This is a genomic window from Flavobacterium cucumis, assembly GCF_900148835.1.
In the GTDB taxonomy this organism is placed as follows: Bacteria; Bacteroidota; Bacteroidia; order Flavobacteriales; family Flavobacteriaceae; genus Flavobacterium; species Flavobacterium cucumis.
Genome location: NZ_FRYK01000004.1, coordinates 103514 through 129952, shown reverse-complemented (window position 1 = coordinate 129952; position 26439 = coordinate 103514). Strand labels below are relative to the sequence as shown.

The window sequence follows — 26439 nt, the reverse complement described above, 5'->3', positions numbered from 1 at the left end:
TCTGCAAAAATACAATTTTATTTTAAAATGAATTACTTCTTTAATTCATTTTTTGCATCATCAATTCGTTTTTGTGCCATAGAGAAAGCTGCTTGATGCGTTGTGATATTATTATCATCTGCAAATTTGAAAATCTCCAATGCAGTGTTATAAATATTCTCCGTCTTTTCCATAACTTGGGCATTTGTCCATTTTACTAACTCAGAATACACATTAATAACACCTCCTGCATTGATTAAAAAATCAGGAGCATAAAGAATCCCTTTTTCTTTTAAGATTTTTCCGTGAACTGCTTCATTAGCTAATTGGTTATTAGCTGCTCCAGCTATAATAGATGCTTTTATGTTATTGATTGTAGCATCATTAATAGTAGCTCCTAAAGCACATGGGGCATAAATATCTACATCAGCACTATATAAATCAGCACCTGTAAAAATTTTTGCTCCGTACTTAGCTCCTACTTGGTGAACTCTATCTTCGTTAATATCTGTAATTGTTACAATAGCGCCACTCTCTGTTAAGTGTTGTACTAAAACTTCACCTACGTGACCAATTCCTTGTACTAAAACACTTTTACCTTCTAAATTATCAGAACCGAATTTATATTTAGCTGCTGCTTTCATTCCCATGAAAACTCCGTAAGCTGTTACAGGAGAAGGGTTTCCAGAACCACCTCTTTCAACAGAAATACCTGCAACGTGTTTTGTTACTTCGTTAACGGTATCCATGTCTTTGGTTTCCATTCCTACATCTTCCGCTGTAATGTATTTTCCTGATAATGAATCGACAAATTGTCCAAAACGACGCATTAATTCTGGTGTTTTCTGAGTTTTAGCATCACCAATGATAACCGCTTTTCCTCCACCTAAGTTCAATCCAGAAATTGAGTTTTTATATGTCATCCCTCGAGATAAACGTAAAACATCATTTAATGCTTCCCATTCGTTTGTATAATTCCACATTCTAGTTCCACCCAATGCTGGTCCTAAAACTGTGTTATGAATACCAATAATTGCTTTTAAACCTGTATCTTTGTCGTTACAAAATACAACTTGTTCATGACCATCAAAAGATACTTGACCAAAAACCGGGTCTACTTTATGAAGCTCACTTGCTTTTAATAAATCTGCTGTCATGTGTTATGAATTGAGTTGAAAATTATTCAATATTTAATTACAATATTACGAATAATTTTAAAATGAATCTATAAATTATGTTTTTTTTAATAATTTAGCAATTAAATGTTGTTCTAAATCAGAATCCTTCATTATCAATACATTAGCGTTTTGATTATTTAGGTATGAAAATGTTACAACAAACAAAAATACTATGAAAGAATTACAATATTTAAACAAATATTTTATTAAATATAAATATCGCTTTTTATTAGGTTTACTCATAACCATAATTGCACAAATTTTTTCTTTATTTACTCCTGAACTGATAGGTAATTCAATAAAAGTAATTGAAGATTACATCAATTCCTCAGATAAAGATGTTGCCTCACTTAAGGTCGCTTTGCTTGAAAACATTTTTTATATATTGGTCACCACTATCATAGCTGGTTTCTTTACCTTTCTAATGCGTCAAACGTTAATAGTAATGTCACGCTATGTAGAATTTGATTTAAAAAATGAAATATTCAATCATTATCAAAACCTATCTCAAAGTTTTTATAAAAGAAATAGAACAGGTGATTTAATGAATCGTATTAGTGAAGATGTTGGGAAAGTTAGAATGTATGTAGGGCCTGCCGTTATGTATTCTCTTAACACCCTAATGCGATTTACAATAGTTGTGATTTATATGTATAACATTTCACCTAAGTTAACCCTTTACTCTTTACTTCCTTTACCCCTTCTGTCATATGGTATTTTTAAGATAAGTTCTGAAATTCACAAAAAAAGCGGTGCTTTTCAACAAAATTTATCCAACTTATTTTCAATTACCCAAGAAATTTTTTCTGGTATAAGAGTAATTAAAGCGTATGCAATAGAAGACAAAAAGAAGGAAGATTTTACAGAGCTTACAGCGTTGAGCAAATCTAAAGCAATGGATTTAGCTAAAGTAAATTCTCTTTTTGGCCCTTTAATGATTCTTTTAATAGGTTTAAGCAACTTAGTAGTAGTATTTGTTGGAGGTTCTATGTATATGAATGGAGATCCTGCCGTCGCTAGTATAGGGGTTATTGCCCAATTTATATTGTATATAAATATGTTAACTTGGCCAGTAGCTTCTTTGGGATGGGTTTCCTCATTAATTCAAGAAGCTGAAGCTTCGCAAAAACGAATTAATGAATTCTTGAAAGAAGAACCTGAAATTAAAAACACCTCTACTAAACCTACTACCATTCAGGGTGATATCTTGTTTAAAAATGTTTCCTTTACCTATGAAGATACTGAAATTCAAGCTTTAAAAAATATTTCTTTCGCTATAAAAAAAGGAGAAACACTTGCTATATTAGGGAAAACAGGTTCTGGAAAATCAACAATTTTGACACTGATTAGTAGACTTTATGATGCCACAGAAGGCAACGTTTTAATTGATCACAAATCCATAAAAGATTTGAATTTATTTGACTTAAGAAACCAAATAAGCGTTGTTCCTCAAGATGCTTTTTTATTTTCTGATAGTATAAAGAACAATATTAAGTTTGGAAATGAAAATGCAACTGATGAAGAAGTAATTGAAGCAGCGAAAAAGGCTGTAGTCCACGATAACATAATAGGATTCAACGACCAATACGAAACCGTATTGGGAGAAAGAGGAATAACTCTATCTGGCGGGCAAAAACAAAGGGTTTCAATTGCACGTTCTTTAATAAAAAATGCTCCCATATTACTTCTTGATGATGCTCTTAGCGCTGTTGACACAGAGACAGAAGAAACCATCCTGAATAATTTATTAGATTATTGTAAAGATAAAACAACTATTATAGTAAGTCACAGAGTATCTTCTGCAAAAAATGCAGACCAAATAATAATTCTTGACGAAGGTAAAATTATAGAACAAGGTACTCATAATCAACTATTAAATATAGACGGATACTATAAAGAATTATACAACAAACAACTTTCTGAAAAAGAATTGGAATAATTTTTGTTTAATCCATTTTTTTTTTGGATTTTTGGATGGCTTAACTAATTAATTTAATAGTAAATGAGAGAAAATGAAATGTTAGAAAAAGAAGAAATTTTTTCTAAAGTATTGCGTGCAGGGAGAAGAACTTATTTCTTTGATGTAAGATCTACAAAAGCTGATGATTACTATATAACTATTACTGAAAGTAAAAAATTCACAGAAGAGGATGGTTCTTTTCACTTTAAAAAACACAAAATCTATTTATACAAAGAAGATTTTGCAGCTTTCAGAGAAATTCTAGACGAAATGACTGATTTCGTGTTAGATCAAAAAGGAGAAGAAGTGATTTCTGAAAGACACCAAAAAGATTTCAAAAAAGAAATTTACACAAATGAACTAGAGGAAACAAAATCAACTCAAAGTTTTACCAATATCGATTTTGATGATATTTAATTTCTCATCATGAGATTCAAAAGAGCTGACGAAATTCAGCTCTTTTTTTATATATTAAACCCAAAAAACCATTTAATTTACTATTGACTCTGATTTATTAAATTGCATTTACACATTTTCAATAAATGAGTTATCTTTGCCATTCTATTAAAAATTGCAATGAAAAAACCTGATTTTTCTACTTTAGATCCAAAAAAAAACATCCTAATTAAAGGAGCACAACTACACAACCTTAAAAATTTAGATGTGGCAATTCCTAGAAACAAATTAGTGGTGATTACAGGACTTTCAGGTTCTGGAAAATCGAGCTTAGCATTTGATACTTTGTATGCAGAAGGACAACGCAGATACGTAGAAAGTTTATCATCATATGCGCGTCAATTTTTAGGAAGATTAGACAAGCCTAAGGTAGAATATATCAAAGGAATTGCACCAGCAATTGCAATTGAACAAAAAGTAAATACCAGCAATGCACGTTCAACAGTTGGAACTTCGACCGAAATCTATGATTACCTAAAACTATTATTTGCAAGAATAGGCAAAACGTATTCTCCTGTATCTGGAAAAGAAGTTAAAAAAGATACGGTTTCTGATGTTATTAACCAAGTTAAAGACTTAGCATTAGAAAGTCGTTGGTTGCTACTTGCCCCTATTCATCTAGAAGATGGAAGAGCTTTGGAAGACAAATTAAAAGTCTTATTACAACAAGGTTTTGCACGTATTTTAGTGGATAACGAAATGGTTCGTTTGGATACCATTGACCAACACCAATTCGACAACAAAGATATTCTTCTTATTGTAGACCGAATTGTTGTTAAAGACGAAGAAGAATTTTATAATAGATTAGCCGATGCCGTTCAAACCGCTTTTTATGAAGGAAAAGGAGTTTGTTATTTACAGGAAGTCGATTCACAAAAACGTTTGGAATTTAGTTCAAATTTTGAATTAGATGGTATTACGTTTTTAGAACCAAATATTCACTTATTCAGTTTTAATAATCCTTACGGAGCTTGCCCAACCTGTGAAGGCTATGGTAGTGTTATTGGAATTGACGAAGATTTAGTAATTCCAAATACGGCTTTGTCTGTTTATGAAAATGCCGTTTTCCCATGGCGTGGAGAAAGTATGGGGTGGTACAGAGATCAATTGGTTAACAATGCATATAAATTTGATTTCCCAATTCACAAGCCCTTTTTCGAACTTTCAGACGAACAAAAGCAGCTGATTTGGGATGGAAATTCGTATTTTACTGGATTACATGATTTCTTTATTGAATTAGAAGAAAAAAATTATAAAATTCAAAACCGTGTTTTACTTTCAAGATATCGCGGAAAAACAAAATGTAGCACTTGTAAAGGAAAACGCTTACGCTACGAGGCAAATTTCATCAAAGTTGGAGAAAAAACGATTTCTGATTTAGTGGATTTACCAATTGTAAACTTAATCAATTTCTTCAAAAATTTAAAATTAAACGAATATGACGCAAAAGTAGCAAAGCGTTTACTAATTGAAATCAACAATCGCTTAGACTTCCTACACAACGTAGGATTAAGCTATTTAACATTAAATCGTAATTCCAATACGCTTTCTGGAGGTGAATCCCAACGTATTAACTTAGCGACATCGCTAGGAAGCAGCTTGGTAGGCTCAATGTACATTTTAGACGAGCCAAGTATCGGTCTGCACCCAAAAGATACCGAACGATTGATTGATGTTTTGAAAAATCTTCGTGATTTAGGCAACACTGTAATCGTTGTAGAACACGACGAAGACATCATGAAAGCTGCCGATATGATTATCGATATTGGTCCAGAAGCAGGAACACATGGTGGCGAATTAGTAGCCCAAGGGACCTACGATGAAATCCTAAAATTTGATTCGTTAACTGCCAAATACCTGAATGGTACAGCAGAAATTTCGGTTCCAAAAACCAGAAGAAAATTCAAAAATCATATTGAAGTTATTGGTGCAAGAGAAAATAACTTGAAGAATGAAAATTTTACTTTCCCTTTGGAATGTTTGACTGTGATTACAGGAGTTTCAGGAAGTGGTAAAAGTACATTGGTAAAAAAAATTCTATTTCCTGCGATTCAAAAAAAATTAGAAGGTGTTGGCGAAAAAGCCGGACAATTTACCGAACTAGACGGGAGTTTCTCACATATTAAACATATTGAATATGTGGATCAAAATCCTATTGGAAGAAGTTCGCGTTCGAATCCTGTAACGTATATTAAAGCTTACGATGATATTCGTGATTTATTTGCAAAACAAAACGTTTCCAAACTAAGAAATTATCAAGCCAAACATTTCTCTTTTAACGTAGATGGCGGAAGATGCGAAGTATGTAAGGGCGATGGAGAAGTAACCATCGAAATGCAATTTATGGCAGATGTTCATTTGGAATGCGAAGCTTGTAACGGAAAACGCTTCAAAAAAGAAGTCTTAGAAGTAACTTTTGAAAACAAAAATATCGATGACATTTTAAAAATGACTATCGATGAAGCTTTGTCATTCTTCACAGAACATAAACAGACAAAAATCACACAAAAATTACAACCTTTACAAGATGTTGGTTTGGGTTATGTGCAATTAGGACAATCCTCTTCTACCCTTTCTGGTGGTGAGGCACAACGAATTAAATTGGCTTCGTTTTTAGTAAAAGGAACAATCAAAGATAAAGCATTATTTGTATTTGATGAACCTACGACAGGATTGCATTTTCACGATATTAAAAAATTATTAGCTTCGTTTGATGCTTTATTAGATAAAGGACATTCCATTATTGTGATTGAACACAATTTAGATTTAATTAAATGTGCCGATTATATTTTAGATATAGGTCCTGAGGGTGGTGAAAACGGAGGAAAATTAGTAGCTTTTGGAACGCCAGAAGAGATAGCGAAAAACAAAAACTCGGTTACAGGAAAATACTTAAAAGAAAAATTGTAAACATGATAAACCCTTCTGCTAACGGTTGGATTGACAAATTTTTCACTGAAAACAATGCTAATTTTATTGATTTTCATCACGATATTTTGTCTTTTTATGAAGATTGCAGGTCTACCGGTTTCATTTATGGATATGTGGTGCGTTACCAACTGCAAAATCAAATAAATACTTCCAAATGGTCATACGATGAAGTGACAAAAGTTGGGTTTTTAAACACGCTTTTTTCTTTATATCGCATTGTAAAATCAAACGGAACTAAAGAAGATTTCATTAATTCAGTATATCAATTTTACAAAATCATTCAGCCCGAAAATCTGAATTTTATAAAAAAATTACTTCCAGAAGGTTCGTATAGTTCGCGTTTAGAAAAAGTGATAGACGAGCGAATTCAAACCAATAACAATACAATTAGCAAAAATTTCTCGCATATTATTACCAATGCACTCTTATTCATCGATGTGTTAGCATTCGAACATTATTTAAAAAAGGAAACATTACCAGCTGATTACCTTAAAAATATAGAATCCGATTGTATCAAAATTGTTTCATTGGCTTTAAAAATTAAAGAACGAAAGTCAAAATACGATGAATTATTGGTGAAATTGTTTGAAAATTCGATTCGTTATACGAAATTTAATACCATTGAAAATATCGAATTATCGGAGATCAAGTTGATGCGGCATACTTCGTTACTGGAAAAGTTATATTTATTGGATATAGCACAAATGGCGCTTTGGAGCGATGAAAAATTAGAAAGTAATGAGGTTGTTTTTCTAAAACAATTGACTCAAAATTTAGAATTAGATCCATCATTACTAAATAAAAGCGTACATGAAATTAATGATTTTATAGAAAAGTACAAATCAGAGATTCCCTTTTTTAATTATTCGAATCCCATTAAGCATTTTTACGACCAAGCAAATAAAAATGTTACCAAACTAATTATTCGCAATAAAGATCGACTAACTAAAGAAATTAAAGAAAGTGGTGAATTAATGCAACTTTTAGCCAAATCAACTAGAAAAGATTTGAGCAAAGAAGAAAAAAAGAAAGTAAAAAAACAGTTATTAGACATTTGTAAAACAGTGCCATCGTTAACTATTTTTTTACTTCCTGGTGGTGGATTGTTATTACCTATTTTAATAAAATTTATTCCACAATTATTACCTTCTGCTTTTAATGAGAATTTAGACGATTAAATTCTTTACTTTTTCAGGAGGTACTTAACAACAGTTTCTGCTGCATGCAAACCAAATAAAGCAGGCATCCAACTATTTGTTCCATAAAACGATTTTTTAAAGTTTGAACCGTCTGTCATTTTTACACTGTTATAATCAGGTCGTTCAAAGGAATAAACTACTTTAACACCACTCGAAATCCCTTCTAACTTTAAACGCTTTCTTACTTGCTTTGCTAAAGGGCAATAATCGGTTTTACTGATGTCTTTAACACGAACTTTTTCTGCTTCAAACTTACCACCTGCACCCATATTACTAATTACTTTTACCTTTTTGCGTTTACAAGCTACAATCAAATTGATTTTGGGTGTTAAACTATCAATACAGTCTAAAACGTAATCAAACTCAGGAGTAACCAACTCAAACGCGCGTTCGGGAGATAAAAACTCTTCTATTCGAGTTAATTTTAAATCGGGATTAATATCTAGTAATCTGTCCCCAACAATTTTCACTTTGGGTTCACCCACTGTGCTATGCAAAGCTGGTAATTGTCTATTAATGTTGGTTATATCCACCACATCACCATCTACAATAGTCATTTTTCCTATACCTGCGCGTGCCAAAAATTCAGCAGCAAAACTCCCTACTCCACCTAATCCAACAACCAAAACATTAGCGTTTTCTAATCGTTGAATACCTTCTTCTTTAAATAACAATACTGCTCTTTCTTTCCACTTTGCCATAATTGGTTTGAATCGTTAAATTAATTAATTTGTTTAACTGAAAATCTTTGAAAAATTAGTAAAAACGATAGCTTTCATCTGCTCTAATGAAATTCCTTTTATAGCAGCCGCTTTTTCATAGACTTGATAAATGGACTCCTCAATAGTATCCGTTTCTAACAAAATTTTATTTTCGGGTGCAAAAGTAAATACTTTTTCTAAATCTTTGTTGCGAAGTAAATATTTTCCAAACGAAAGATAAAAACCGTTATTTAAAAGTGATTTCGCCACTTGTTCATTTTTTGAAAACCCGTGAATAATCATTGGATTTTCGATTTTCATTTCTTTTTTCATAGCGATTACTTCGTCATAAGCCGCAACACAATGCAAAATGATAGGTTTATTTGTTTGCTTTACAATTTCTAATTGCTTTTTGAAAACTGAAATTTGTAACTCCAACGGAATTTCAATTCGCTTATCTAGGCCACATTCACCCAATGCCAAACATTCTTCTAATTTGAGCTTTTGTTTAATAATTTCCAAATCGGTTTGTATACGATTTTCATCAATATACCAAGGATGAATTCCAATAGAATAATTTGGAACCGAAGTATTAAATTCCCATGGATATTGATTTACGACTTCAATCACATCCGAAAGATTCGAAAATTTATGCGTATGTAGATTGATGAATTTAGTCATGAAATTTCTTTACTCCAGCTAAAATTTCGACCTCCAAATCATTTTCTAAAGGGACAATCGGACACGAATATTCATAATTGTATGCACAATACGGATTATAAGCTTTATTAAAATCAATAATCCATTTTTTACCTTTTTGAACTTTCATATCTACATATCGTCCACCAATGTAGCTTTCCTTTCCACAAGTCAAATCAGAAAAAGGAAGAAATAAATAATCTTCATAGCCTGATTTTTTGGATAAATCAAGGTTTCTGTAAACATTCAATTTTAAGTTTTTACCATCGATTGAAAAATGAAGTTCACCATATTTGATATATAATGGAGTTCTTGAAGTCGTGGTTTTCATTCCAAAAGCTTTCTCCTTTTTAGTTCGGATAAAAGTAGCTTCTACAATGAATTTTTCATTCAAAGGAAAGAAATCCAAACCTTTAAAAGATTTGAAATCTTCTTTCATTAAAGGACTTTTTAATGAATCCGCATAACTTTTATTTAGTTCGAATTGAAATTTTTCAGCAGAAGTCAAGTCTTTTTGAGCAAACGCAAAAACCGAACATAATAGGAAAATCATAAGTTTTTTCATGTGATTCATTTTTTACAAAAATATATAATTTCTATAACATTTAATTGTTTGCAACTTTAGTAATTTTGCAGCAGAAATATAGTCATGTTAAAACGCGCCTTCAACAAATACATAGATAATTTCAGAGGATTTTCTCGTGAAATTTGGATTCTTACCTTAATAACTTTCATCAATCGTGCCGGAACTATGGTACTTCCGTTCTTGTCGAAATACTTGAAAGAAGATTTGCATTTTTCGTACAGTCAAGTCGGATGGATTATGGTGAGTTTTGGTTGCGGTTCCATTTTAGGATCTTGGTTAGGCGGAAAACTATCAGATAAAATCGGGTTTTACAAAATCATGATTTTTAGTTTATTAACTAGTGGTTTTGCTTTTTTTGGTTTACAATTCATAACGAGCTTCGAAGGTTTAATAATCGCCATGTTTTTAATCATGACCGTTGCCGATATGTTTCGTCCCGCCATGTTTGTCTCTTTAGGAGCTTATGCAAAACCCGAAAACAGAACGCGTGCTTTAACGCTGGTGCGATTAGCCATTAATTTAGGTTTTGCAGCTGGTCCAGCGCTTGGTGGATTGTTAATCATGAGTGTTGGCTACAAAGGATTGTTCTGGGTAGATGGTGCAAGTTGTATTTTAGCAATATTAATTTTTTGGATTAAAGTTAAAGAGAAGAAAAAATCAAAATACACAGATAAGGAACATCCGGGCGAAGTGTTAACGCATTCTGTTTTTAAAGATACGCCTTTCTGGATTTTCTTAACGGGAACTTTAATTACAGGAATTTTATTTTTCCAATTGTTTACAACTATTCCGTTATATCACAAAGAACAATTCAACTTAAGTGAATTTCAAACTGGATTGTTATTGACATTAAATGGTGTTTTGGTCTTCTTCATGGAAATGCCAATTGTGAGTTATATCGAAAAACACAAAATCAACAAGTTAAAAGTCATTACTTACGGTTGTTTGGCAATGGCGATAAGTATTTATTTGTTATTAGTGAATAATTGGGCTGGCATTTTAATTATCATGATGATTTTCATGACATTTGCTGAAATGTTCGCTTTTCCATTTTCGAATTCTTTTGCCATGAGTCGCGCTCCTAAAGGTCACGAAGGTCGTTACATGGCCATTTTTACGATGAGTTATAGTTTGGCTCATATTTTAAGTGCCAAAACGGGAATGGAAATTATTTCTTTGTTCAGTTATCAAACCAACTGGTTTTTCATGGGAACTCTTGGTGTTATTGGAGTTTTACTTTTCATTTGGACCAAAAAATTAGTAGCAAAAGAACCTCCAAGAAATCTTTAAAACTAAAAATTTAGTTAAATAACTATAAAAATAGTTGTAAAACTAAAAATATAGTTATACGTTTGTTCTTCGACAAGCTCAGAATGACAAATTTATGACTATGCAAAAACTAACCAACAAAGAAGAAGAAATCATGCATATTTTATGGAAGCTTAAAAAAGCTTTTGTAAAAGACATCATGGAAGAAATCACTAACGATAAACCTCATTACAACACGCTTTCTACTATTGTGCGTAATTTAGAGGAAAAAGGCTATGTAAGTCATAATGCTTACGGAAAAACGCATCAGTACTTTCCTATAGTTAAATTGGAAGATTACCGAAAAACCTTCATGAATACCGCTATTGAAAATTATTTCAATAGTTCGTACAAAAATTTAGTTTCCTTTTTTGCTGAAGAAGAAAAGATTTCGGCAGATGAACTTCGTGAAATTTTAGCATTAATCGAAAAAAAGAAATAGCATGGAAAATCTACTGCTCTATTTTCTAAAAGCAAACGGTCTCATCATTTTATTTTATTTGATGTACGTTATATTTCTTCGCAAAGAAACCTTTTTTACATCCAATCGTTGGTATTTGATTGGTGGTTTGGTTTTGTCTTTGATTTTACCTTTAATTACGTTTACAAAAACGATTTGGGTGGAACCAACACCAATTCCAGTAATATATGAAGAGTTAATTCCTATCAATAACAATGCAATTAAAGCTCCTACTCAGGAAACAAGTTTAGATTGGTCTTTAATTATAACTACAACTTACATCGCAATTTCAATTTTGCTAATATTGAAAATTACTTTTGAATTGGCATCCTTTTTTAATAGAATCCGTAAAAATCGAAAACAAAAAGAAACCAATTTTGTCTTAATTCATTCCGACACAACCGAAAATCCATTTTCGTTCTTTCATTACATTGTGATTAATCCCAATCGATTTTCTAAAGAAGAATTTCAACATATTTTAACCCACGAAAGCATTCATGTGAAGCAAAAACATTCCATTGATGTGTTACTTGCAAAACTGTTTTGTGCTTTGTTTTGGGCAAATCCAATCGTTTGGTTGTATCGAAAAGCTATACTTCAAAACTTAGAATTTATTGCCGATAATGAAACTTTTCAGCAAATCGAAAACAAATACGAATATCAAAGAACTTTATTAAAAGTAGTGACTCATCAACACGACTTAAGCATTACCAATCAATTTTATCAATCATTAATCAAAAAACGAATCGTTATGTTACACACAAATCAATCCCACAAAAGAAAAGCTTGGAAGTACGGAATTATTCTTCCCTTATTAGTTGGCTTTATGCTATTGTTTCAAATTGAAACAGTGGCGCAAGTGAAGGAAGTTGTCACCAATGAAATCACAAAAAGTGAAGAAAAAGTATCGGTAATCATTACTCCAAAAATGAGCAATGAAAATTTAAAGCAGATTGAAAAAATATTTTCAGATTCCGATTTAACTTTAAAAATTTCAAACTTAAAAAGAGATAAAAATGACGCTTTAACTGCTATCAAAATAATTTTTAAGACCAAATCTGGAGAAATTAAAGAATATAAAATCGATCGATCTATTCCAATCGAAACTATTGAACTTTATAAAAGTAACAATAGAGACAATGAAGATTATTTTGGATTTAAAAAACTAAGTGAAACTCCAACTTATAAATTCACTGAAGCTGATACCGAAGAAATTGCTATCGTAGGAAAAGCTCAAAATTCAAATGATAAAAACTCTTGGACTGTTGATGACATGGTTAAAAATGGAAAAAAAGTAAAAATGATTATTAACGGAAAACTACAATCAGAAAATGAAAAAATTAAAATTCCATTAGACCAAGAATTAGATGTTTTAAAAGAACTAGATGAAAAAGAATTAAAATCAAAATACAATATTGACAAAAAAGAAGGTGAAATTTATTTTGAGTTTACAACTAAAAAAGAAGAAGAAAAAGTAGCTAATACTAGTTGGGGAATAAGTTATCAAGTAGGTCCACCAAGTACTGAAAAATTTGTAGAAGATTTAGTTAAGGAACAAAATATAGATCTTTCAAAAGCAAAAATAATATTTAATGGAGTTGAATATAAACAATCAGAATTAAACAATATTGATTATAAAGATTTAAAAAATATAAACATAACCATCAATAAAAGTAAGAGTAAAACTAAAAATGACATCATTATTTTAGAAACTAAGAATGAAGACTTAAAACCATTTGAATACAAAAAGATTAGTAGCGACAAACCTAAACCAAGAGTTATAACCATAAAAAATGGTGATAATGTAGTTGTTTTTGATGGTGACAAAATTAAATTTCCAGGCTATCCAACGCATTTTTTAAATCAACTGAAATTAGAATTAAAAGGTAAAATTCTAGAAGACAATATTGATTTCTTTAAAAATTATGAGTTTGAAAAAATTAAAGACCTGATCATCATTGAAGATGAAACATCTCCAAAAGAAAAGAAAAAAATCAAAAAAATAATTATTGAAACCAAATAACAAAAAATCCCGATTTTGAAAATGTCCAAAATCGGGATTTTGTATTCAAAGAATACTAGATTAACCTATTCTCAAACCGTTTTCAACTTTCTTATCTGTAGTTAAAAGAACTATATCATTCTCCTCTCCTACCGATCCCAAAACCAAACATTCACTCATAAAATCAGCAATCTGCTTGTCAGGAAAATTAACAACAGCTACAATTTGTTTGCCTAATAATTCATCCTTTGAATAACGCACTGTAATCTGGGCAGATGATTTTTTAATCCCCAATTGACGTCCAAAATCTATTGTCAATTGATAAGCTGGCTTTTTTGCTTTCGGAAAATCATGAACTGCTATTATAGTACCAACGCGCATTTCTACTTTTTCAAAATCACTCCAATGCAACATAGAAAATTACTTAACAGTTGGCTTTTGTTCTTTAGTCCAATTAATGATACCTCCTTCCAAGTCGGTAATCGTTTTAAAACCCAATGCTTTTAATCGTGCAGAAGCCTTTGCACTTCTTCCTCCAGACTTACAATATACCATAACGGGTTTTTCCTTATCCAAAGTCGCAGCTTTTGCATCAAAATCATCAGCCATAAAATCAATATTTAATGCGTTTTCTAGATGACCTTGACCAAATTCTTCTGGGGTACGAACATCAACAAGTTGCACTTCGGGTTGATTCATTTTTTTTTCAAACGTTGTGGCGTCTAAAACTTGAACACCATCAACTTGATTCTTTAAACAAGATGTCACTCCAATGAAGAGAAAGAGCAAACCAATTACTTTTAATTTCATAATCTTAATTTTTGTTTTTAAATATAAAAAATTAATTTAAATGAGTTGCAATTATATTTAATAAATCATTTGTTTGCAACACTCCTGATTGTCTCCATAACATCTTACCTTGCTTAAAAAGCATAAGTGTTGGAACACCACGCACCATAAAATGCTGAGCTAAGTCTTGATGTTGGTCAACATTAACCTTGATAATTTTAATATGATCTTTTAAATTTGATTTTACCTCTTGTAATATTGGAGACATCATTTTACAAGGACCACACCAATCAGCATAAAAATCAACCAAAACCAAATTATTACTGGCGATAATTTCATTAAATTTTGTGTTCATAATCTTATTTTTTTTGACTTCAAAGGTAGTATTTCAACTTATTCTTGTCTGTAATATTTGTTACAGAAAATGCAATATGATAATTATCATTTTTTATTTTTCAAGTGTGGCCTAAATTTGTATTGTGTTAATAATGAATCGCTATGACAACATCAATTGTTCAAAAATACAATGTTCCTGGACCTCGCTATACAAGTTATCCAACAGTTCCTTATTGGGAGGAAGATAAATTTCATTTAGAAGATTGGAAAAGTACTTTATTACAATCATTTAAAGAATCTAATACAACTGAAGGAATTAGTTTATACATTCACCTTCCGTTCTGTGAAAGTTTATGTACGTTTTGCGGATGTAATAAAAGAATCACGAAACGTCATGAAGTTGAAGATCCTTACATAACAGCTGTAATTAAAGAATGGAAATTGTATTGTGATCTATTTCCCAGAAAACCCATTATCAAAGAAATTCATTTAGGTGGTGGAACCCCAACTTTCTTTTCACCAGAAAATTTAGAACGCTTGATAAATGGTATTTTTCAATATGCTTCAAGAGCGGAAAATCATGAATTTAGTTTTGAAGGACATCCCAATAATACTACCAAGCAACATTTACAAACCTTATATGATTTAGGCTTTAGACGCGTGAGTTTTGGTGTTCAAGATTATTCTCCAAAAGTACAAGAAGCAATTCATCGCATTCAACCCTTTCACAATGTAGCTAAAGTAACTTTCTGGGCTAAAGAAATTGGATATACTTCAATTAGTCATGATTTAATTTTTGGACTTCCTTTTCAAACATTAACTGATGTTAAAGATACTATTGATAAAACAAAATCATTGCTCCCTGATCGTTTAGCATTTTACAGTTATGCACACGTGCCTTGGATCAAAGGAAATGGGCAACGAGGCTTCAAAGACGAAGATTTACCTAAAGATGATGAAAAAAGACAATTATATGAAGAAGGTAAAATACAGTTAGCAAAAAATGGATATCATGAAATTGGAATGGATCACTTTGCATTAGAAAACGACAGCATGTTTACCTCTTTTAAAGAAGGAAAACTTCATCGAAATTTCATGGGCTATACAGCATCAAAAACACAATTAATGATTGGATTAGGTGTGTCTTCTATTAGTGATAGTTGGTACAGCTTTGCGCAAAATGAAAAAACAATCGAAGATTATTACACGCATTTAGCTGAAAATCAATTACCTATTTTCAGAGGCCATGTATTGACTGAAGAAGACCTTATCATTAGAAAACATATACTCAATTTAATGTGCCAATTTACCACATCTTGGAAAGAGAAGGCTTTATATTTTCCTGAATTACCTATGGTTTTAACCAGTTTAGAAGAAATGCAAGAAGATGATTTGTTAATTATTCAGGATGATACTATTGTTGTTACAGAAAAAGGGAAGCCATTTGTTAGAAACATTTGTATGGCATTTGATTTGCGATTAATTCGCAAAACTCCTGAGACGAAACTGTTTTCCATGACGATTTAATTACTCATATCGAACATAAGTAGGCTTAGCCAACTGGAAATCGTTTAATGTCAAATCTGTATTTTCAAAAGAATTCGTTTTCAAAATGTTATCACCTTCAAAAGGAATAGAAGGATAGTAGGAAAATGAAATTTGAAAACTATTAAATACTAAAAAATCATTATTAATTTGAACACCTATGCTAAATTTTGAATAAACTTTACTCTCAAATAGAGCCTTTTTATTGGCTAAAGAACCCATGGATATATTGATATACGGACTAAAACGAAATCCATACCAACTGCCAGGCACATAGGACTGGGTCTGTAATGAAAAAACCCACTTTTGAACCCCTAAAATTCTATTATTGAATCCTTCAATTCCATAATAATTATTTAATGACAATTGATCTTTAAACGAGGAGTCCCTGTTATTTCCCCAAATATAAGTAGGCTTTATAAACTGTCTAAATCTCCAATTTCCCCAATGAATCAATGGGCTAAAATAATTGAACCCAAGCTTAAATGCCGTTTGTTCCGTTACCCCCTTATTATAAAAACTTCCCCATTCTAAGAAACTACTCAGATAACCAAAAGAATATTTCAAACCATGAGAAATTGTTATTCCTGTATACAATCGAGATATCTTGTTTTTTTCTTGATGACCAAAAATTAAGGCTAGGTTTTGTCCATAGGGAATATCTTCTACGATATTGTAATTAAAAATAAACTTATCTTGATAGAATTGTTGTTTGGAAACCCCTAGATAGCCAATAATATTTCTTTCAGAGCTAAAAAAAGAAGTCCTGTCTAGCTCTTCATCTGGTTTTCTTAGAAAAATTCTTCGATTGTAACTTATGGCAGTTAATAAATTGGTATAAACATTCTTATAATTATTTTTTTTATAAAGAGGAAAAGCCCTTCCATACCAATATTCTTGAAATTCAAACTTTACAGGTTCGGCTATCAGAGAATCTAAAACAGGAAAAAACTCTGTTGTTAGCGTATTCTCAAAAGAAACACCACCAGCATTTCGAGCAAAAACGGAATAAAAGGGTCGGGTCAAACTAACACTTCTCTTACTGTCATTATTGTATTCATTTGAATAAGTAAGGTCTAATTTTATAAAACTATTTTTTATATTGTTAATGGTATAATTACCAAAAATTGCTTGCTCTTTTGAAGAAAATCGATTTTCGAGATTACCTGATATTTGATGACCAAATCCGAATAGATTTCGTTCAGTCAATTTAATACTACTTTGATTAGAAGACAAACTTCCATTAGGAATCAAACTCCAACTGTCTAGAACTCTTACTTTAACATCAATAGAATCAGTTGTTGATGGCAATATCACTGGAGTTATAACAACCTCTCTAACGTAACGCTGAGTTCTAATTAAACGCTCTGACTCTTTTGAAACCAAAGAATCATATCTGCTATTCTTTTTAAAAAGTAACAAATTCTTAATCGTAAATTGCTTGGTCTTAAGATGAATAGAATTACCAAATTTTTCAAAATCTTTTCGTGGTACTTTGGTTGTATCTGTGACAGAATTTCCAAAAGGATCCAAAGTCTCTATAACTATTTTTCGAATAATTTTTCCATTCGCTTGACGCTCATCTTCTGGTTTCTTGGTTCCCCTTTTTTCTGGAATTAAGTTTTCCAATTTTAAAGCAGATGATCTAAAAATTAACTTATAAACAAACCGATTGAATTTATTTTTCTTGGATAAATCGTGAATATCTTGATAGATTGCTTTCGTACTGTCCTGACTCTTTTCTTGGGCGAAAACAGTATCAAAAACAAATAAAATCAACAGAACTAATACGAATCTCTTTTTCATAGTTTATTCAAAACTCTAAAATCACTTATTTAGTATACGTTATTTCATAAGAGGAGTCCTTTTTACAAAATAAAGCTATTTCAGACAAAGAATGATGAAATTTTAAAAAAAAACAACTCCAGAAAAACTGGAGTTGCTTCCGTAAATCAAATCAATTTACTACTTACTAAACTAAAAATTATGGTGTCAATTCTCGTGTTAACCAACCACTTTTACTGGCAGTTATAATTGCATAAGGTGTTATCCAAAACAAACCGAATGCATATAACAAACTATAGGAGTAGGCCCAAAAAGATTCTGTTATAGTATACCGTTTAGCATAAAAGAAAACTTGAATACTAGACAATATTAATATGCTAAAAAGAGTGGCCGTTACAAACAAAACCGGTTGAGAGAGAATAAAATAAAGCATAAAAATTAAAGCTGGATAGGTCATTATCAATTTAAACGACTGATCAAGGAACAGTAAACGTGTACCAAATTTTGAACCGCTTCTGAAATTTTTAAAAACATAATTAACCATACTTAAATTTTCTCTAACATTACTTCTTCCCCATCTTATAAACATCTTATAAAGACCCTTATACGTTTCCGGAACATTAGTTAAAACATGAGCATTGCGTTGAAATAAAACTTCATATCCTTGCTTTAATATCATATTGGTCATCGCTCTGTCTTCTCCTATATCAGAAGGTTTTCCCATAAAGGTTTGATTTATCCATTCTGGCAAACAATTAAAAACAGCTTCTCTTTTATAAGCTGCTAAGGCACCTGGTGTACACAAAACAGAACCAAACATACTTTCAACTGATCTTACAAATTCAAAGCTAAATACAAAACTTACATTCAGCATTTTAGGAATAATTGCTTTTTGATTGTTTAAAACTTTAACATTTCCCGCTACGGCACCACAATTTGCTGAAGTAACAAAAGGACTTACTAAGTTTCGAAGCGTATCCGCTTTTACGATAGAATCGCTATCTACAGTAACAAAAATTGATCCTGTACCTAAATGAAAGCCTCTATACAAGGCATGACGCTTCCCTTTGTTCTCAGGTTGCTGATAAATAGAGAGTCGATCACCAAGCATTTCTTTCGCTTTCAATATCCATTGCCAAGTATCATCTTTACTTCCATCATCAATAGCCAAAAGTTGTATTTTTTCTTTTGGATAGTCACTGTCTGCTAAACTCTTTAACGTATGCCATACCAACGCTCCTTCATTATAAGCTGGTACTATAACAGTACAGGTTGGCAATTCTTCATCTGAAACTGATGCAATGGATCTATATTTTACATACAAGTAAACGCTGTAAAGAAAAAACAGAAACTTATAACCCAATAAAACTAATGTAATACCAAAAAAAAGTTTTCCTATATCGGTTGCTAATCTACTATCGTGGAAAGCCTCAAAATTGGGCTGTAAATAATACATTAAAACAGCTGCTGTTAATAACAACATAAAGGTAGACATTAGAACCAATTGCGATTTTGATAATGCTCTTAAACTAAAAATTTGTTGCTTTATTTGAACAACATTGCTTTTTAATCTTAAAAACAGATGGGTAAAAAATCCATTTTTAGTTGATCCATTCACTGGAAGCACAAAACTAAAAAGTTGATCTGATTGATTGGATACTTTTTCCGACGTATATTTTCCGTTTTCAATTTTCATAGGGCTCAATTTTTTTTTATTACTATTGTCATGAATCCATTTATCTTTAAACAAGCCTTATACCAAAACATTTAAATGTTTGTTTTTCAATATTTTAGATAAAAAAATAATTGTAGTAACCTGTATAAATAGTACACAATTTGTTAAATTAGTACTCAAAAAACGATTCTAAAATATCTTTTTTTAGTATTTTTAAACTTGCCATGAATACACAAGCATATAATAATATACAAACTCCACAAGATCAAATCATTTGTGCCATATTGGCCAAAGAAATAAGCAGCTACTTACCTGAAGCCGAAAATAAAATTTGACATGCCCACCCCGTTTGGTTTTTAGATGGAAATCCAATTGTAGGCTATAGCAAACAAAAGAAAGGCATCCGATTAATGTTTTGGAGCGGAAAATCTTTTGATGAAGACAAACTGAATGTATTAGGAGTTAAATTTCAAGATGCTTCTATTTTTTATAATTCCGTAAAAGAAATCGATACAACCGATTTAAAAAATTGGCTTCAAAAAGCAAAAGAAATTCAGTGGGATTACAAAAATATTGTAAAAAAGAAAGGGGTTTTGGAAAGGTTAAAGTAAATTATATTTAAAGAAATTTGTTATGAAAATCATTATTTTGCTTTTATCTATTCTATCTTTTATTAGTTGTAATAAAGGTGACTCAGAAAAATCTGTGAAATGGATTAAAAACTCAAAAGGAGAAGTTTATATTGCCATATTAGAAACTTTTCCATGGGAAGGAGCAACACCTACATTCCTTACAAAAAAAGAAGTTGAAGAAGTAAATAATATTTTACCAAAAGCTGTTAAAAAAATGAACATTGACATAAAGAAAATGTTTCACGATACACCAACTGAGTGGCCAAATTTAATAGTTAACCTAGAGGATTATAAAAGGCAATATTTCCCTTATATCAACAAAAAAACAAAACAAAAAGAAGTATTTGTAAGTTGTTTTTGTCGTGTTCCCGATGATAGATGGAAAAATGAAGGATTTAATGTATTAGGTGGAGGTAATTGTTATTTTCATGGAACCATAAATTTATCAACAGGAGAATTTAATGACTTTATGACAAATGCTCCAATGTAAATAAGTACTATTCAAAATTAAACCCATAAAAAAACTCCGATTTTCATCGGAGTTTCTATTTTTATTGATTCATCGAAATTAAAAATTCTTCGTTGTTTCGCGTTTTCTTGAAACGATCGTGGATGAAATCCATAGCTTCTACTGGGTTCATATCGGCTAAGTATTTACGCATAATCCACATTCTTTGGATCGTGTTTTCGTCTAATAGCAAATCGTCTCGACGTGTACTTGAAGAAACCAAATCGATTGCAGGGAAAATACGTTTGTTAGCAATTCTTCTGTCCAGCTGTAATTCCATATTACCAGTTCCTTTGAACTCTTCAAAGATAACTTCGTCCATTTTAGAACCGGTTTCTGTTAATGCCGTTGCGATGATACTTAACGAACCACCGTTTTCCACATTACGAGCCGCTCCAAAGAAACGTTTTGGTTTTTGTAACGCATTTGCATCTACACCACCACTCAATACTTTTCCAGAAGCAGGTTGAACCGTATTATAAGCTCTCGCTAAACGCGTAATCGAGTCTAATAAAATCACTACATCATGACCACATTCTACTAAACGTTTTGCTTTTTCTAAAACAATATTTGCAATTTTCACGTGTTCTTGTGGTTCTCTATCGAAAGTAGAAGCAATTACTTCACCACGCACGCTACGTTGCATATCCGTTACCTCTTCTGGACGTTCATCAATCAATAAAACAATTAAATAAACTTCTGGATGATTCGCAGCAATAGCGTTTGCAACATCTTTCAATAACATGGTTTTACCCGTTTTGGGTTGGGCTACAATCATACCACGTTGTCCCTTTCCAATTGGCGAAAACAAATCAATAATACGAGTTGAAACCGTACTATTACGTTCTGCTAAGTTGAATTTTTCTGTTGGGAAAACCGGGGTTAAATGTTCGAATGAAATTCTATCCCGTACGACTTGTGGGTCGTGACCGTTAATTTTTAATACTTTTACCAATGGAAAATATTTCTCACCTTCTTTTGGAGGACGAACAACTCCTTTTACCGTATCCCCTGTTTTTAATCCGAACAAACGAATTTGAGAAGTAGACAAATAAATATCATCTGGAGAAGCTAGGTAATTGTAATCTGATGAACGTAAAAATCCGTAACCATCAGGCATCATTTCTAAAACGCCTTCACTTTCAATAATTCCGTCGAACTCAAAATCGGGTTCTCTAAAATTTTGCTTTTTATTTTGATGAGGATTTTTGTTGGTATTTCCGTTGTTACCATTATTTCCCTCTGTAGGATTACTTTTCTTGTAATCAGGATGGTTGGGATTATTTTGATTTGCCTTGAAATTAGGATTTTTTGGCAAATTTTTATCGTTTTGTGGAATTTCAATAGCAGTAGATTCTGTGGTCGGTTTTTCTGTTGTAGGAATAACTTCGGTAGTAGCTTCTTTGGTTGGTAAAGGTTTCTTATTTTTAAAATCTTTCCGAGGCGACTTCTCATCAGGTTTTGGCAAAACATTATTCTTGGCTGTTGCTTTTGTTTCTGTCACTATTTTTTCAGTGGCCACAGGAATAACTTCTTCTTCTGGCAAATCTTTCAAAGGTTTTGAAAACAAATCTTTTTTGATTTTTGGCGCTTGATTTACTTCCTTTTTGGGAGCAATTCTTGCTCTTTTTTCCTTTGGTTGGTCAGCGGCAACTTCTTTAGGCAATTCTGATTTAATTACTTCGGGTTTAGCTGCTTGTAAGTCTAAAATTTGATATACCAAATCGTCTTTTTTGAGAGAACGGTATTTGTTGATTTTAGCGACTTTTGCAATCTCTTGCAAATCAGAGAGTTTCATCTCTTTTAATACTTCAATATCAAACATGGATATAAGTTGAATAAAATTGTTGATTGAGTTAAAAACAAAAAAAGATAGATTTTTTTTGAGGTGTAAGATGTCGTAGAATGAAGTACTTACGACTAATACTATGCAATAGTACGAATAAATTTGGAAATAACAATAGTTTTAATTGAAAAGAAATACTATTTTTGCTCAACAAAACTAAAAAACAATGTTACAAAGAATTCAAACGGTTTATATGGCAATCAGCGCAATTGTGATGGGAGCTTTACCTTTTGTTTTTTCCTTATGGACAACGGTAGACAAAAAGGAAGTATTTTTTACAGCTTCTTTGTTTCACATTATTATGTTTGTTGTTTCAGCTTTGTTGGCAATTTATAGTATTTTAAATTTTAAAAAGAGACAAAATCAATTTGTATTGAACAGGTTGAACATGATATTTAACTTTATTTTACTAGGATTTTTTGTGTATCGTTCACTAAACTTATCCGGAGAAACTTCGGTTTCTGAGAAGGGTATTGGGATGTTTCTTCCAGCTATTTCTATCGTTTTATTAGTCTTGGCAAACAAGGCAATCAAAAAGGACGAAGATCTCGTAAAATCTGTTGATCGATTACGATAAACCTATCATCTTAGTTTATTAGTGCGAAGAAAAAATCCGAAGCGAAAGTTTCGGATTTTTTTGTTTATCTAAACTTAAAATTGTGACTGAATACTGAACACTATTTCTTCCCTAGTTCAATCACCTCCAAACGCTGGATTTTATCACCATCGATTTCAAAACGCAACATCGTACGTACCTGATGAAACCCATATTTTCCACAAGCACCTGGATTCATATGCAATAAATTCAACTTCTTATCAAATTGCACCTTTAAAATGTGAGAATGTCCACAAATAAATAATTTTGGAGGCCTTTGGGTGATTTCTGTTCGAATTGCTGGACTATATTTATCAGGATAACCCCCAATATGAGTAATCCAAACATCAACTCCTTCACAGTAAAAACGATTGTTTAATGGGAATTCTAAACGTGCTTTTTCATCATCAATGTTTCCATACACCGCGCGAAGTGGTTTTCGTTTTTGAATAGCATCCGTAACTTCTAAATTTCCGATATCTCCAGCGTGCCAAACTTCATCAGCTTGGTCTACATATTTCAAAATAGTAGCATCAATATGACTGTGGGTGTCAGATAACAATAGAATTTTCTTCATAAGACAAAATTAAGTTTTTATTATCACAATTTGAAAGGAAGTTTACTTTTGAATTTTGTAAATTTGCAAGCTATTTAAGAAAACCAAACATCCTATTTTGAGATATTTCATAGAATTTGCCTACAACGGAAAAAAATTCCACGGATTTCAGAGTCAGCCTGACGCCATCTCGGTACAGGAAACTTTGGAAAAAGCACTTTCTACCGTTTTTAGAGAAACAATAACAATTGTTGGCGCAGGAAGAACCGATGCTGGTGTTCATGCAAAACAAATGTATGCACATTTTGAGACCGGTTTGGAACTAGATTCCGATTATTGGTCACACAAATTGAATTCGTTTTTACCTCCATCTATTGTAATCTATCGTATTCTAAAGGTAACCGATGAAGCTCACGCTCGTTTCGATGCAACTTATAGAACTTATGAATATTATATCCACACCTACAAAGATGTGTTTATAGCCGAAGGTAGTTGGTATCATTCCCATCATTTAGATGTGGATAAAATGAACGAAGCTTGTCAAATTTTATTTGACTACACTGATTTTGAATGTTTTTCAAAAGTTCATACTGATGTGAATACTTTCAATTGTAACATTTCGGAAGCGCATTGGAAACAATCAGGAAATCAACTTATATTTACCATCACGGCAGATCGCTTTTTACGAAATATGGTAAGAGCAATTGTGGGTACCATGATTAATATAGGCTTAGGTAAAATTGAAGTTACTGCATTACGCACCATCATAGAGAGTAAAAATAGAGGAAAAGCTGGATTTTCAGTTCCAGCACATGGATTATATTTGGTAAAAGTTAGGTATCCTTACATAACAGAAAGAAAAAAAATCAATGAGTAAAAGAAAAAAATCGTCATTTTATAAATTGCTTGAGTATGCGAAACCTTACAAAGGGAAATTATACTTTGTGAGTTTTTGGGCTATTTTCTTAGCAATAATTACTGCACTAAGACCTTTTCTATTAAACTTTACTATTGATAATTATTTGGTTGAAACCAAGAAAGAGACCAATATAATCCAACAATATTTTGAAGGATTTATGCATTATTTCTTTTCAGGAAATGACAACGCTACCAATCTTAAAACACTTGTAGTTATTATGTTTATTGCTCTGGTATTAGAAGCAATATCGCAATTCTATTTCACTTATTTAGCCAATTGGTTAGGTCAAGATATTATCAAGGACTTACGTGATAAATTATACAATCACATAACGTCTTTTAAGATGAAATATTTTGACAACGAACCTGTTGGAAAATTAGTAACCCGATCTGTCTCAGATATTGAATCCATAGCAAGTATTTTTAGCCAAGGCCTTTTCATGATTGTAAGTGATGTATTGAAAATGATTATTGTAATCGTTTTCATGTTGGTCGTAAACTGGAAAATCACTGGAATTGTATTATTAATTATGCCTTTAATTTTAATTGCAACTAATATTTTCAACCGTAAAATGAAAGTTGCCTTTAAAGAAGTCCGAAATGAAGTTGCGAATTTAAACACCTTTGTTCAAGAGCGTTTAACTGGAATGAAAATCGTTCAACTTTTTAACAGAGAAAAAATAGAGTTAGAAAAGTTTAAAGAAATCAATGAAAAACACAATAAAGCATGGCTTAAAAATATTTTATACAATTCCATTTTTTTTCCAATAGCAGATATCATCTCCAATATAAGCATCGGATTAGTAGTTTATTTTGGGGCTATCTGGATTATAAATGGTGATACTGATACCACCATCGGACAATTAGTTGCTTTTAACATGTACATAACAATGTTATACAATCCACTTCGACAAATTGCAGATAAATTCAATGTCATGCAAATGGGAATTGTCGCTGCAGATAGAGTATTTGAAATTCTAGATACCGAAGATAATGTGCAAGACAAAGGCTGTATAAAAGCAATCCATTTTAAAGGGCTTATCCAATTAAAAGAGGTTCGTTTTAGCTACATCAAAAATGAAGAAGTTTTAAAAGGAATTAATTTAGAAGTAAAGCCTGGCGAAACTATTGCTATTGTAGGAAGTACTGGTGCAGGAAAATCAACCATAATCAATTTATTAAATCGTTTTTATGAAATCGATTCGGGTGAAATCACTATAGATAACCAAAATATTAAAAGTTACACACTAGAAAGCCTCCGCAAGCAAATTGCTATAGTTTTACAGGATGTTTTCTTATTTTCGGATAGCATTTATAATAACATAACGCTACACAATAAAGAAATTACAAGAGAAAATGTTATAGCTGCTGCAAAAAAAATTGGAGTACACGATTTTATCATGACCTTACCAGGAGGCTACGATTACAACGTAAAAGAGCGCGGAGTGATGCTATCTTCAGGGCAGCGCCAATTGATTGCCTTTTTAAGAGCATATGTTAGTAATCCGAGTATTTTAATTTTAGATGAAGCCACCTCTTCTATCGATACACATTCTGAAGAATTGATTCAAAAAGCTACAGAAACTATAACTCAAAATAGAACTTCTATAGTAATTGCGCATCGCTTAGCCACCATTGTAAATGCTAGCAAAATCATTGTAATGGACAAAGGTCAAATCGTAGAATTTGGTAAACATAATGAACTGATTAACAAACCTAATGGTTATTACAAGAAATTGTATGATTCACAGTTTGCAGTTGAAGTTGAATAGTTTCAGGTTCAAAGTTTCGGGTT

23 protein-coding genes and 1 pseudogene are annotated in these 26439 nt (G+C 31.7%); 13 read left to right on the top strand and 11 right to left on the bottom strand.

Annotation, left to right across the window (positions count from 1 at the left end; genetic code table 11):
• Positions 1–32: 32 nt before the first annotated feature.
• Positions 33–1136 carry a Glu/Leu/Phe/Val family dehydrogenase gene (locus BUE95_RS11055; RefSeq protein ID WP_073584456.1) on the bottom strand — a complete coding sequence of 368 codons (1104 nt, stop codon included), beginning with the start codon at positions 1134–1136 and terminating at the stop codon, positions 33–35.
• Positions 1137–1329: 193 nt separating this feature from the next.
• On the opposite strand from BUE95_RS11055, the gene BUE95_RS11050 reads away from it, so the two are divergent.
• The 4 genes from BUE95_RS11050 (at position 1330) to BUE95_RS11035 (ending at position 7682) form a co-directional block, all read left to right on the top strand.
• On the top strand, positions 1330–3096 hold the full coding sequence (locus BUE95_RS11050; protein ID WP_073584454.1) for an ABC transporter ATP-binding protein: 1767 nt from the start codon (positions 1330–1332) through the stop codon (positions 3094–3096).
• Between the two features lie 63 nt (positions 3097–3159).
• Positions 3160–3534, top strand: coding sequence for a PUR family DNA/RNA-binding protein (locus tag BUE95_RS11045; RefSeq protein ID WP_073584452.1), 375 nt, complete (start codon positions 3160–3162; stop codon positions 3532–3534).
• Between the two features lie 159 nt (positions 3535–3693).
• A complete protein-coding gene (gene uvrA, locus BUE95_RS11040) occupies positions 3694–6483 on the top strand; it encodes an excinuclease ABC subunit UvrA (RefSeq protein WP_073584450.1) in 2790 nt (929 codons plus the stop codon).
• 2 nt (positions 6484–6485) lie between these two features.
• The gene (locus BUE95_RS11035; protein WP_073584448.1) at positions 6486–7682 is read left to right on the top strand and encodes an LETM1-related biofilm-associated protein; all 1197 of its coding nucleotides are present in this window, start codon (positions 6486–6488) and stop codon (positions 7680–7682) included.
• Between the two features lie 5 nt (positions 7683–7687).
• On the opposite strand, the gene BUE95_RS11030 is transcribed toward BUE95_RS11035, so the two are convergent.
• Genes BUE95_RS11030 through BUE95_RS11020 form a run of 3 tightly spaced genes read right to left on the bottom strand, consistent with a single transcriptional unit; the run spans position 7688 to position 9668 of the window.
• The gene (locus BUE95_RS11030) at positions 7688–8404 is read right to left on the bottom strand and encodes a tRNA threonylcarbamoyladenosine dehydratase (RefSeq protein WP_073584446.1); all 717 of its coding nucleotides are present in this window, start codon (positions 8402–8404) and stop codon (positions 7688–7690) included.
• Positions 8405–8437: 33 nt separating this feature from the next.
• The gene (locus BUE95_RS11025; RefSeq protein ID WP_073584444.1) at positions 8438–9085 is read right to left on the bottom strand and encodes a TatD family hydrolase; all 648 of its coding nucleotides are present in this window, start codon (positions 9083–9085) and stop codon (positions 8438–8440) included.
• Complete coding sequence (locus tag BUE95_RS11020; RefSeq protein WP_073584590.1) at positions 9078–9668, bottom strand: DUF1684 domain-containing protein; 591 nt, start codon at positions 9666–9668, stop codon at positions 9078–9080. Before BUE95_RS11020 ends, BUE95_RS11025 begins: the two co-directional genes overlap by 8 nt.
• An 84-nt stretch (positions 9669–9752) precedes the next feature.
• Here BUE95_RS11020 and BUE95_RS11015 point away from each other — a divergent pair, with 84 nt between their 5' ends.
• The 3 genes from BUE95_RS11015 (at position 9753) to BUE95_RS11005 (ending at position 13480) form a co-directional block, all read left to right on the top strand.
• Positions 9753–10979 (top strand): MDR family MFS transporter, encoded by a 1227-nt coding sequence (locus BUE95_RS11015; protein ID WP_073584442.1) that lies wholly within the window; start codon positions 9753–9755, stop codon positions 10977–10979.
• A 100-nt stretch (positions 10980–11079) separates the two neighbouring features.
• A complete protein-coding gene (locus BUE95_RS11010; RefSeq protein WP_073584588.1) occupies positions 11080–11439 on the top strand; it encodes a BlaI/MecI/CopY family transcriptional regulator in 360 nt (119 codons plus the stop codon).
• A gap of 1 nt (position 11440) precedes the next feature.
• Positions 11441–13480, top strand: coding sequence for a M56 family metallopeptidase (locus BUE95_RS11005; protein ID WP_084530284.1), 2040 nt, complete (start codon positions 11441–11443; stop codon positions 13478–13480).
• A gap of 60 nt (positions 13481–13540) precedes the next feature.
• On the opposite strand, the gene BUE95_RS11000 is transcribed toward BUE95_RS11005, so the two are convergent.
• The 3 genes and pseudogenes from BUE95_RS11000 to trxA all read right to left on the bottom strand — a co-directional run.
• Positions 13541–13873, bottom strand: a complete 333-nt coding sequence (locus BUE95_RS11000; protein WP_073584438.1) for a tRNA-binding protein — start codon at positions 13871–13873, stop codon at positions 13541–13543.
• A 6-nt stretch (positions 13874–13879) separates the two neighbouring features.
• On the bottom strand, positions 13880–14269 hold the full coding sequence (locus BUE95_RS10995; protein ID WP_073584436.1) for a rhodanese-like domain-containing protein: 390 nt from the start codon (positions 14267–14269) through the stop codon (positions 13880–13882).
• 31 nt (positions 14270–14300) lie between these two features.
• A pseudogene (trxA, locus tag BUE95_RS10990) lies at positions 14301–14618 on the bottom strand (thioredoxin); the annotation flags it as partial.
• Between the two features lie 128 nt (positions 14619–14746).
• On the opposite strand from trxA, the gene hemN reads away from it, so the two are divergent.
• Positions 14747–16111: an oxygen-independent coproporphyrinogen III oxidase gene (hemN, locus tag BUE95_RS10985; RefSeq protein WP_073584432.1), complete on the top strand. Its 1365-nt coding sequence runs from the start codon at positions 14747–14749 to the stop codon at positions 16109–16111.
• On the opposite strand, the gene BUE95_RS10980 is transcribed toward hemN, so the two are convergent.
• Complete coding sequence (locus BUE95_RS10980; protein WP_073584430.1) at positions 16112–17935, bottom strand: BamA/TamA family outer membrane protein; 1824 nt, start codon at positions 17933–17935, stop codon at positions 16112–16114.
• 178 nt (positions 17936–18113) lie between these two features.
• On the bottom strand, positions 18114–19610 hold the full coding sequence (locus tag BUE95_RS10975) for a glycosyltransferase family 2 protein (RefSeq protein ID WP_084530288.1): 1497 nt from the start codon (positions 19608–19610) through the stop codon (positions 18114–18116).
• 389 nt (positions 19611–19999) lie between these two features.
• On the opposite strand from BUE95_RS10975, the gene BUE95_RS13925 reads away from it, so the two are divergent.
• On the top strand, positions 20000–20200 hold the full coding sequence (locus BUE95_RS13925; RefSeq protein ID WP_394333988.1) for a hypothetical protein: 201 nt from the start codon (positions 20000–20002) through the stop codon (positions 20198–20200).
• Positions 20201–20222: 22 nt separating this feature from the next.
• Positions 20223–20711, top strand: a complete 489-nt coding sequence (locus BUE95_RS10965; protein WP_073584428.1) for a hypothetical protein — start codon at positions 20223–20225, stop codon at positions 20709–20711.
• Between the two features lie 61 nt (positions 20712–20772).
• Here the strand turns inward: BUE95_RS10965 and rho are convergent, their stop codons facing one another.
• A complete protein-coding gene (rho, locus tag BUE95_RS10960) occupies positions 20773–22554 on the bottom strand; it encodes a transcription termination factor Rho (protein ID WP_073584426.1) in 1782 nt (593 codons plus the stop codon).
• A 187-nt stretch (positions 22555–22741) separates the two neighbouring features.
• Between rho and BUE95_RS10955 the strand changes: the two genes are divergently transcribed.
• Complete coding sequence (locus tag BUE95_RS10955; RefSeq protein ID WP_073584424.1) at positions 22742–23152, top strand: DUF4293 domain-containing protein; 411 nt, start codon at positions 22742–22744, stop codon at positions 23150–23152.
• 100 nt (positions 23153–23252) lie between these two features.
• Here the strand turns inward: BUE95_RS10955 and BUE95_RS10950 are convergent, their stop codons facing one another.
• Positions 23253–23747, bottom strand: coding sequence for a metallophosphoesterase family protein (locus BUE95_RS10950; RefSeq protein ID WP_073584422.1), 495 nt, complete (start codon positions 23745–23747; stop codon positions 23253–23255).
• 97 nt (positions 23748–23844) lie between these two features.
• Here BUE95_RS10950 and truA point away from each other — a divergent pair, with 97 nt between their 5' ends.
• Both truA and BUE95_RS10940 read left to right on the top strand, forming a co-directional pair.
• Positions 23845–24603, top strand: coding sequence for a tRNA pseudouridine(38-40) synthase TruA (gene truA, locus BUE95_RS10945; RefSeq protein WP_073584420.1), 759 nt, complete (start codon positions 23845–23847; stop codon positions 24601–24603).
• Positions 24596–26416, top strand: a complete 1821-nt coding sequence (locus BUE95_RS10940; protein ID WP_073584418.1) for an ABC transporter ATP-binding protein — start codon at positions 24596–24598, stop codon at positions 26414–26416. Before truA ends, BUE95_RS10940 begins: the two co-directional genes overlap by 8 nt.
• Positions 26417–26439: the final 23 nt, after the last annotated feature.

What these genes read in the sequence shown, in the direction of transcription:
- BUE95_RS11000 (WP_073584438.1), bottom strand. Translation starts at nt 13,873, where the DNA reads ATGTTGCATTGGAGTGATTTTGAAAAAGTAGAAATGCGCGTTGGTACT.
- BUE95_RS10995 (WP_073584436.1), bottom strand. Translation starts at nt 14,269, where the DNA reads ATGAAATTAAAAGTAATTGGTTTGCTCTTTCTCTTCATTGGAGTGACA.
- BUE95_RS11005 (WP_084530284.1), top strand. Translation starts at nt 11,441, where the DNA reads ATGGAAAATCTACTGCTCTATTTTCTAAAAGCAAACGGTCTCATCATT.
- rho (WP_073584426.1), bottom strand. Translation starts at nt 22,554, where the DNA reads ATGTTTGATATTGAAGTATTAAAAGAGATGAAACTCTCTGATTTGCAA.
- BUE95_RS11035 (WP_073584448.1), top strand. Translation starts at nt 6,486, where the DNA reads ATGATAAACCCTTCTGCTAACGGTTGGATTGACAAATTTTTCACTGAA.
- BUE95_RS11010 (WP_073584588.1), top strand. Translation starts at nt 11,080, where the DNA reads ATGCAAAAACTAACCAACAAAGAAGAAGAAATCATGCATATTTTATGG.
- uvrA (WP_073584450.1), top strand. Translation starts at nt 3,694, where the DNA reads ATGAAAAAACCTGATTTTTCTACTTTAGATCCAAAAAAAAACATCCTA.
- BUE95_RS10950 (WP_073584422.1), bottom strand. Translation starts at nt 23,747, where the DNA reads ATGAAGAAAATTCTATTGTTATCTGACACCCACAGTCATATTGATGCT.
- BUE95_RS10975 (WP_084530288.1), bottom strand. Translation starts at nt 19,610, where the DNA reads ATGAAAATTGAAAACGGAAAATATACGTCGGAAAAAGTATCCAATCAA.
- BUE95_RS11045 (WP_073584452.1), top strand. Translation starts at nt 3,160, where the DNA reads ATGAGAGAAAATGAAATGTTAGAAAAAGAAGAAATTTTTTCTAAAGTA.
- BUE95_RS10980 (WP_073584430.1), bottom strand. Translation starts at nt 17,935, where the DNA reads ATGAAAAAGAGATTCGTATTAGTTCTGTTGATTTTATTTGTTTTTGAT.
- BUE95_RS10955 (WP_073584424.1), top strand. Translation starts at nt 22,742, where the DNA reads ATGTTACAAAGAATTCAAACGGTTTATATGGCAATCAGCGCAATTGTG.
- BUE95_RS11020 (WP_073584590.1), bottom strand. Translation starts at nt 9,668, where the DNA reads ATGAAAAAACTTATGATTTTCCTATTATGTTCGGTTTTTGCGTTTGCT.
- BUE95_RS10965 (WP_073584428.1), top strand. Translation starts at nt 20,223, where the DNA reads ATGAAAATCATTATTTTGCTTTTATCTATTCTATCTTTTATTAGTTGT.
- BUE95_RS11050 (WP_073584454.1), top strand. Translation starts at nt 1,330, where the DNA reads ATGAAAGAATTACAATATTTAAACAAATATTTTATTAAATATAAATAT.
- BUE95_RS11025 (WP_073584444.1), bottom strand. Translation starts at nt 9,085, where the DNA reads ATGACTAAATTCATCAATCTACATACGCATAAATTTTCGAATCTTTCG.
- BUE95_RS13925 (WP_394333988.1), top strand. Translation starts at nt 20,000, where the DNA reads ATGTTTTGGAGCGGAAAATCTTTTGATGAAGACAAACTGAATGTATTA.
- BUE95_RS10940 (WP_073584418.1), top strand. Translation starts at nt 24,596, where the DNA reads ATGAGTAAAAGAAAAAAATCGTCATTTTATAAATTGCTTGAGTATGCG.
- hemN (WP_073584432.1), top strand. Translation starts at nt 14,747, where the DNA reads ATGACAACATCAATTGTTCAAAAATACAATGTTCCTGGACCTCGCTAT.
- BUE95_RS11030 (WP_073584446.1), bottom strand. Translation starts at nt 8,404, where the DNA reads ATGGCAAAGTGGAAAGAAAGAGCAGTATTGTTATTTAAAGAAGAAGGT.
- BUE95_RS11015 (WP_073584442.1), top strand. Translation starts at nt 9,753, where the DNA reads ATGTTAAAACGCGCCTTCAACAAATACATAGATAATTTCAGAGGATTT.
- BUE95_RS11055 (WP_073584456.1), bottom strand. Translation starts at nt 1,136, where the DNA reads ATGACAGCAGATTTATTAAAAGCAAGTGAGCTTCATAAAGTAGACCCG.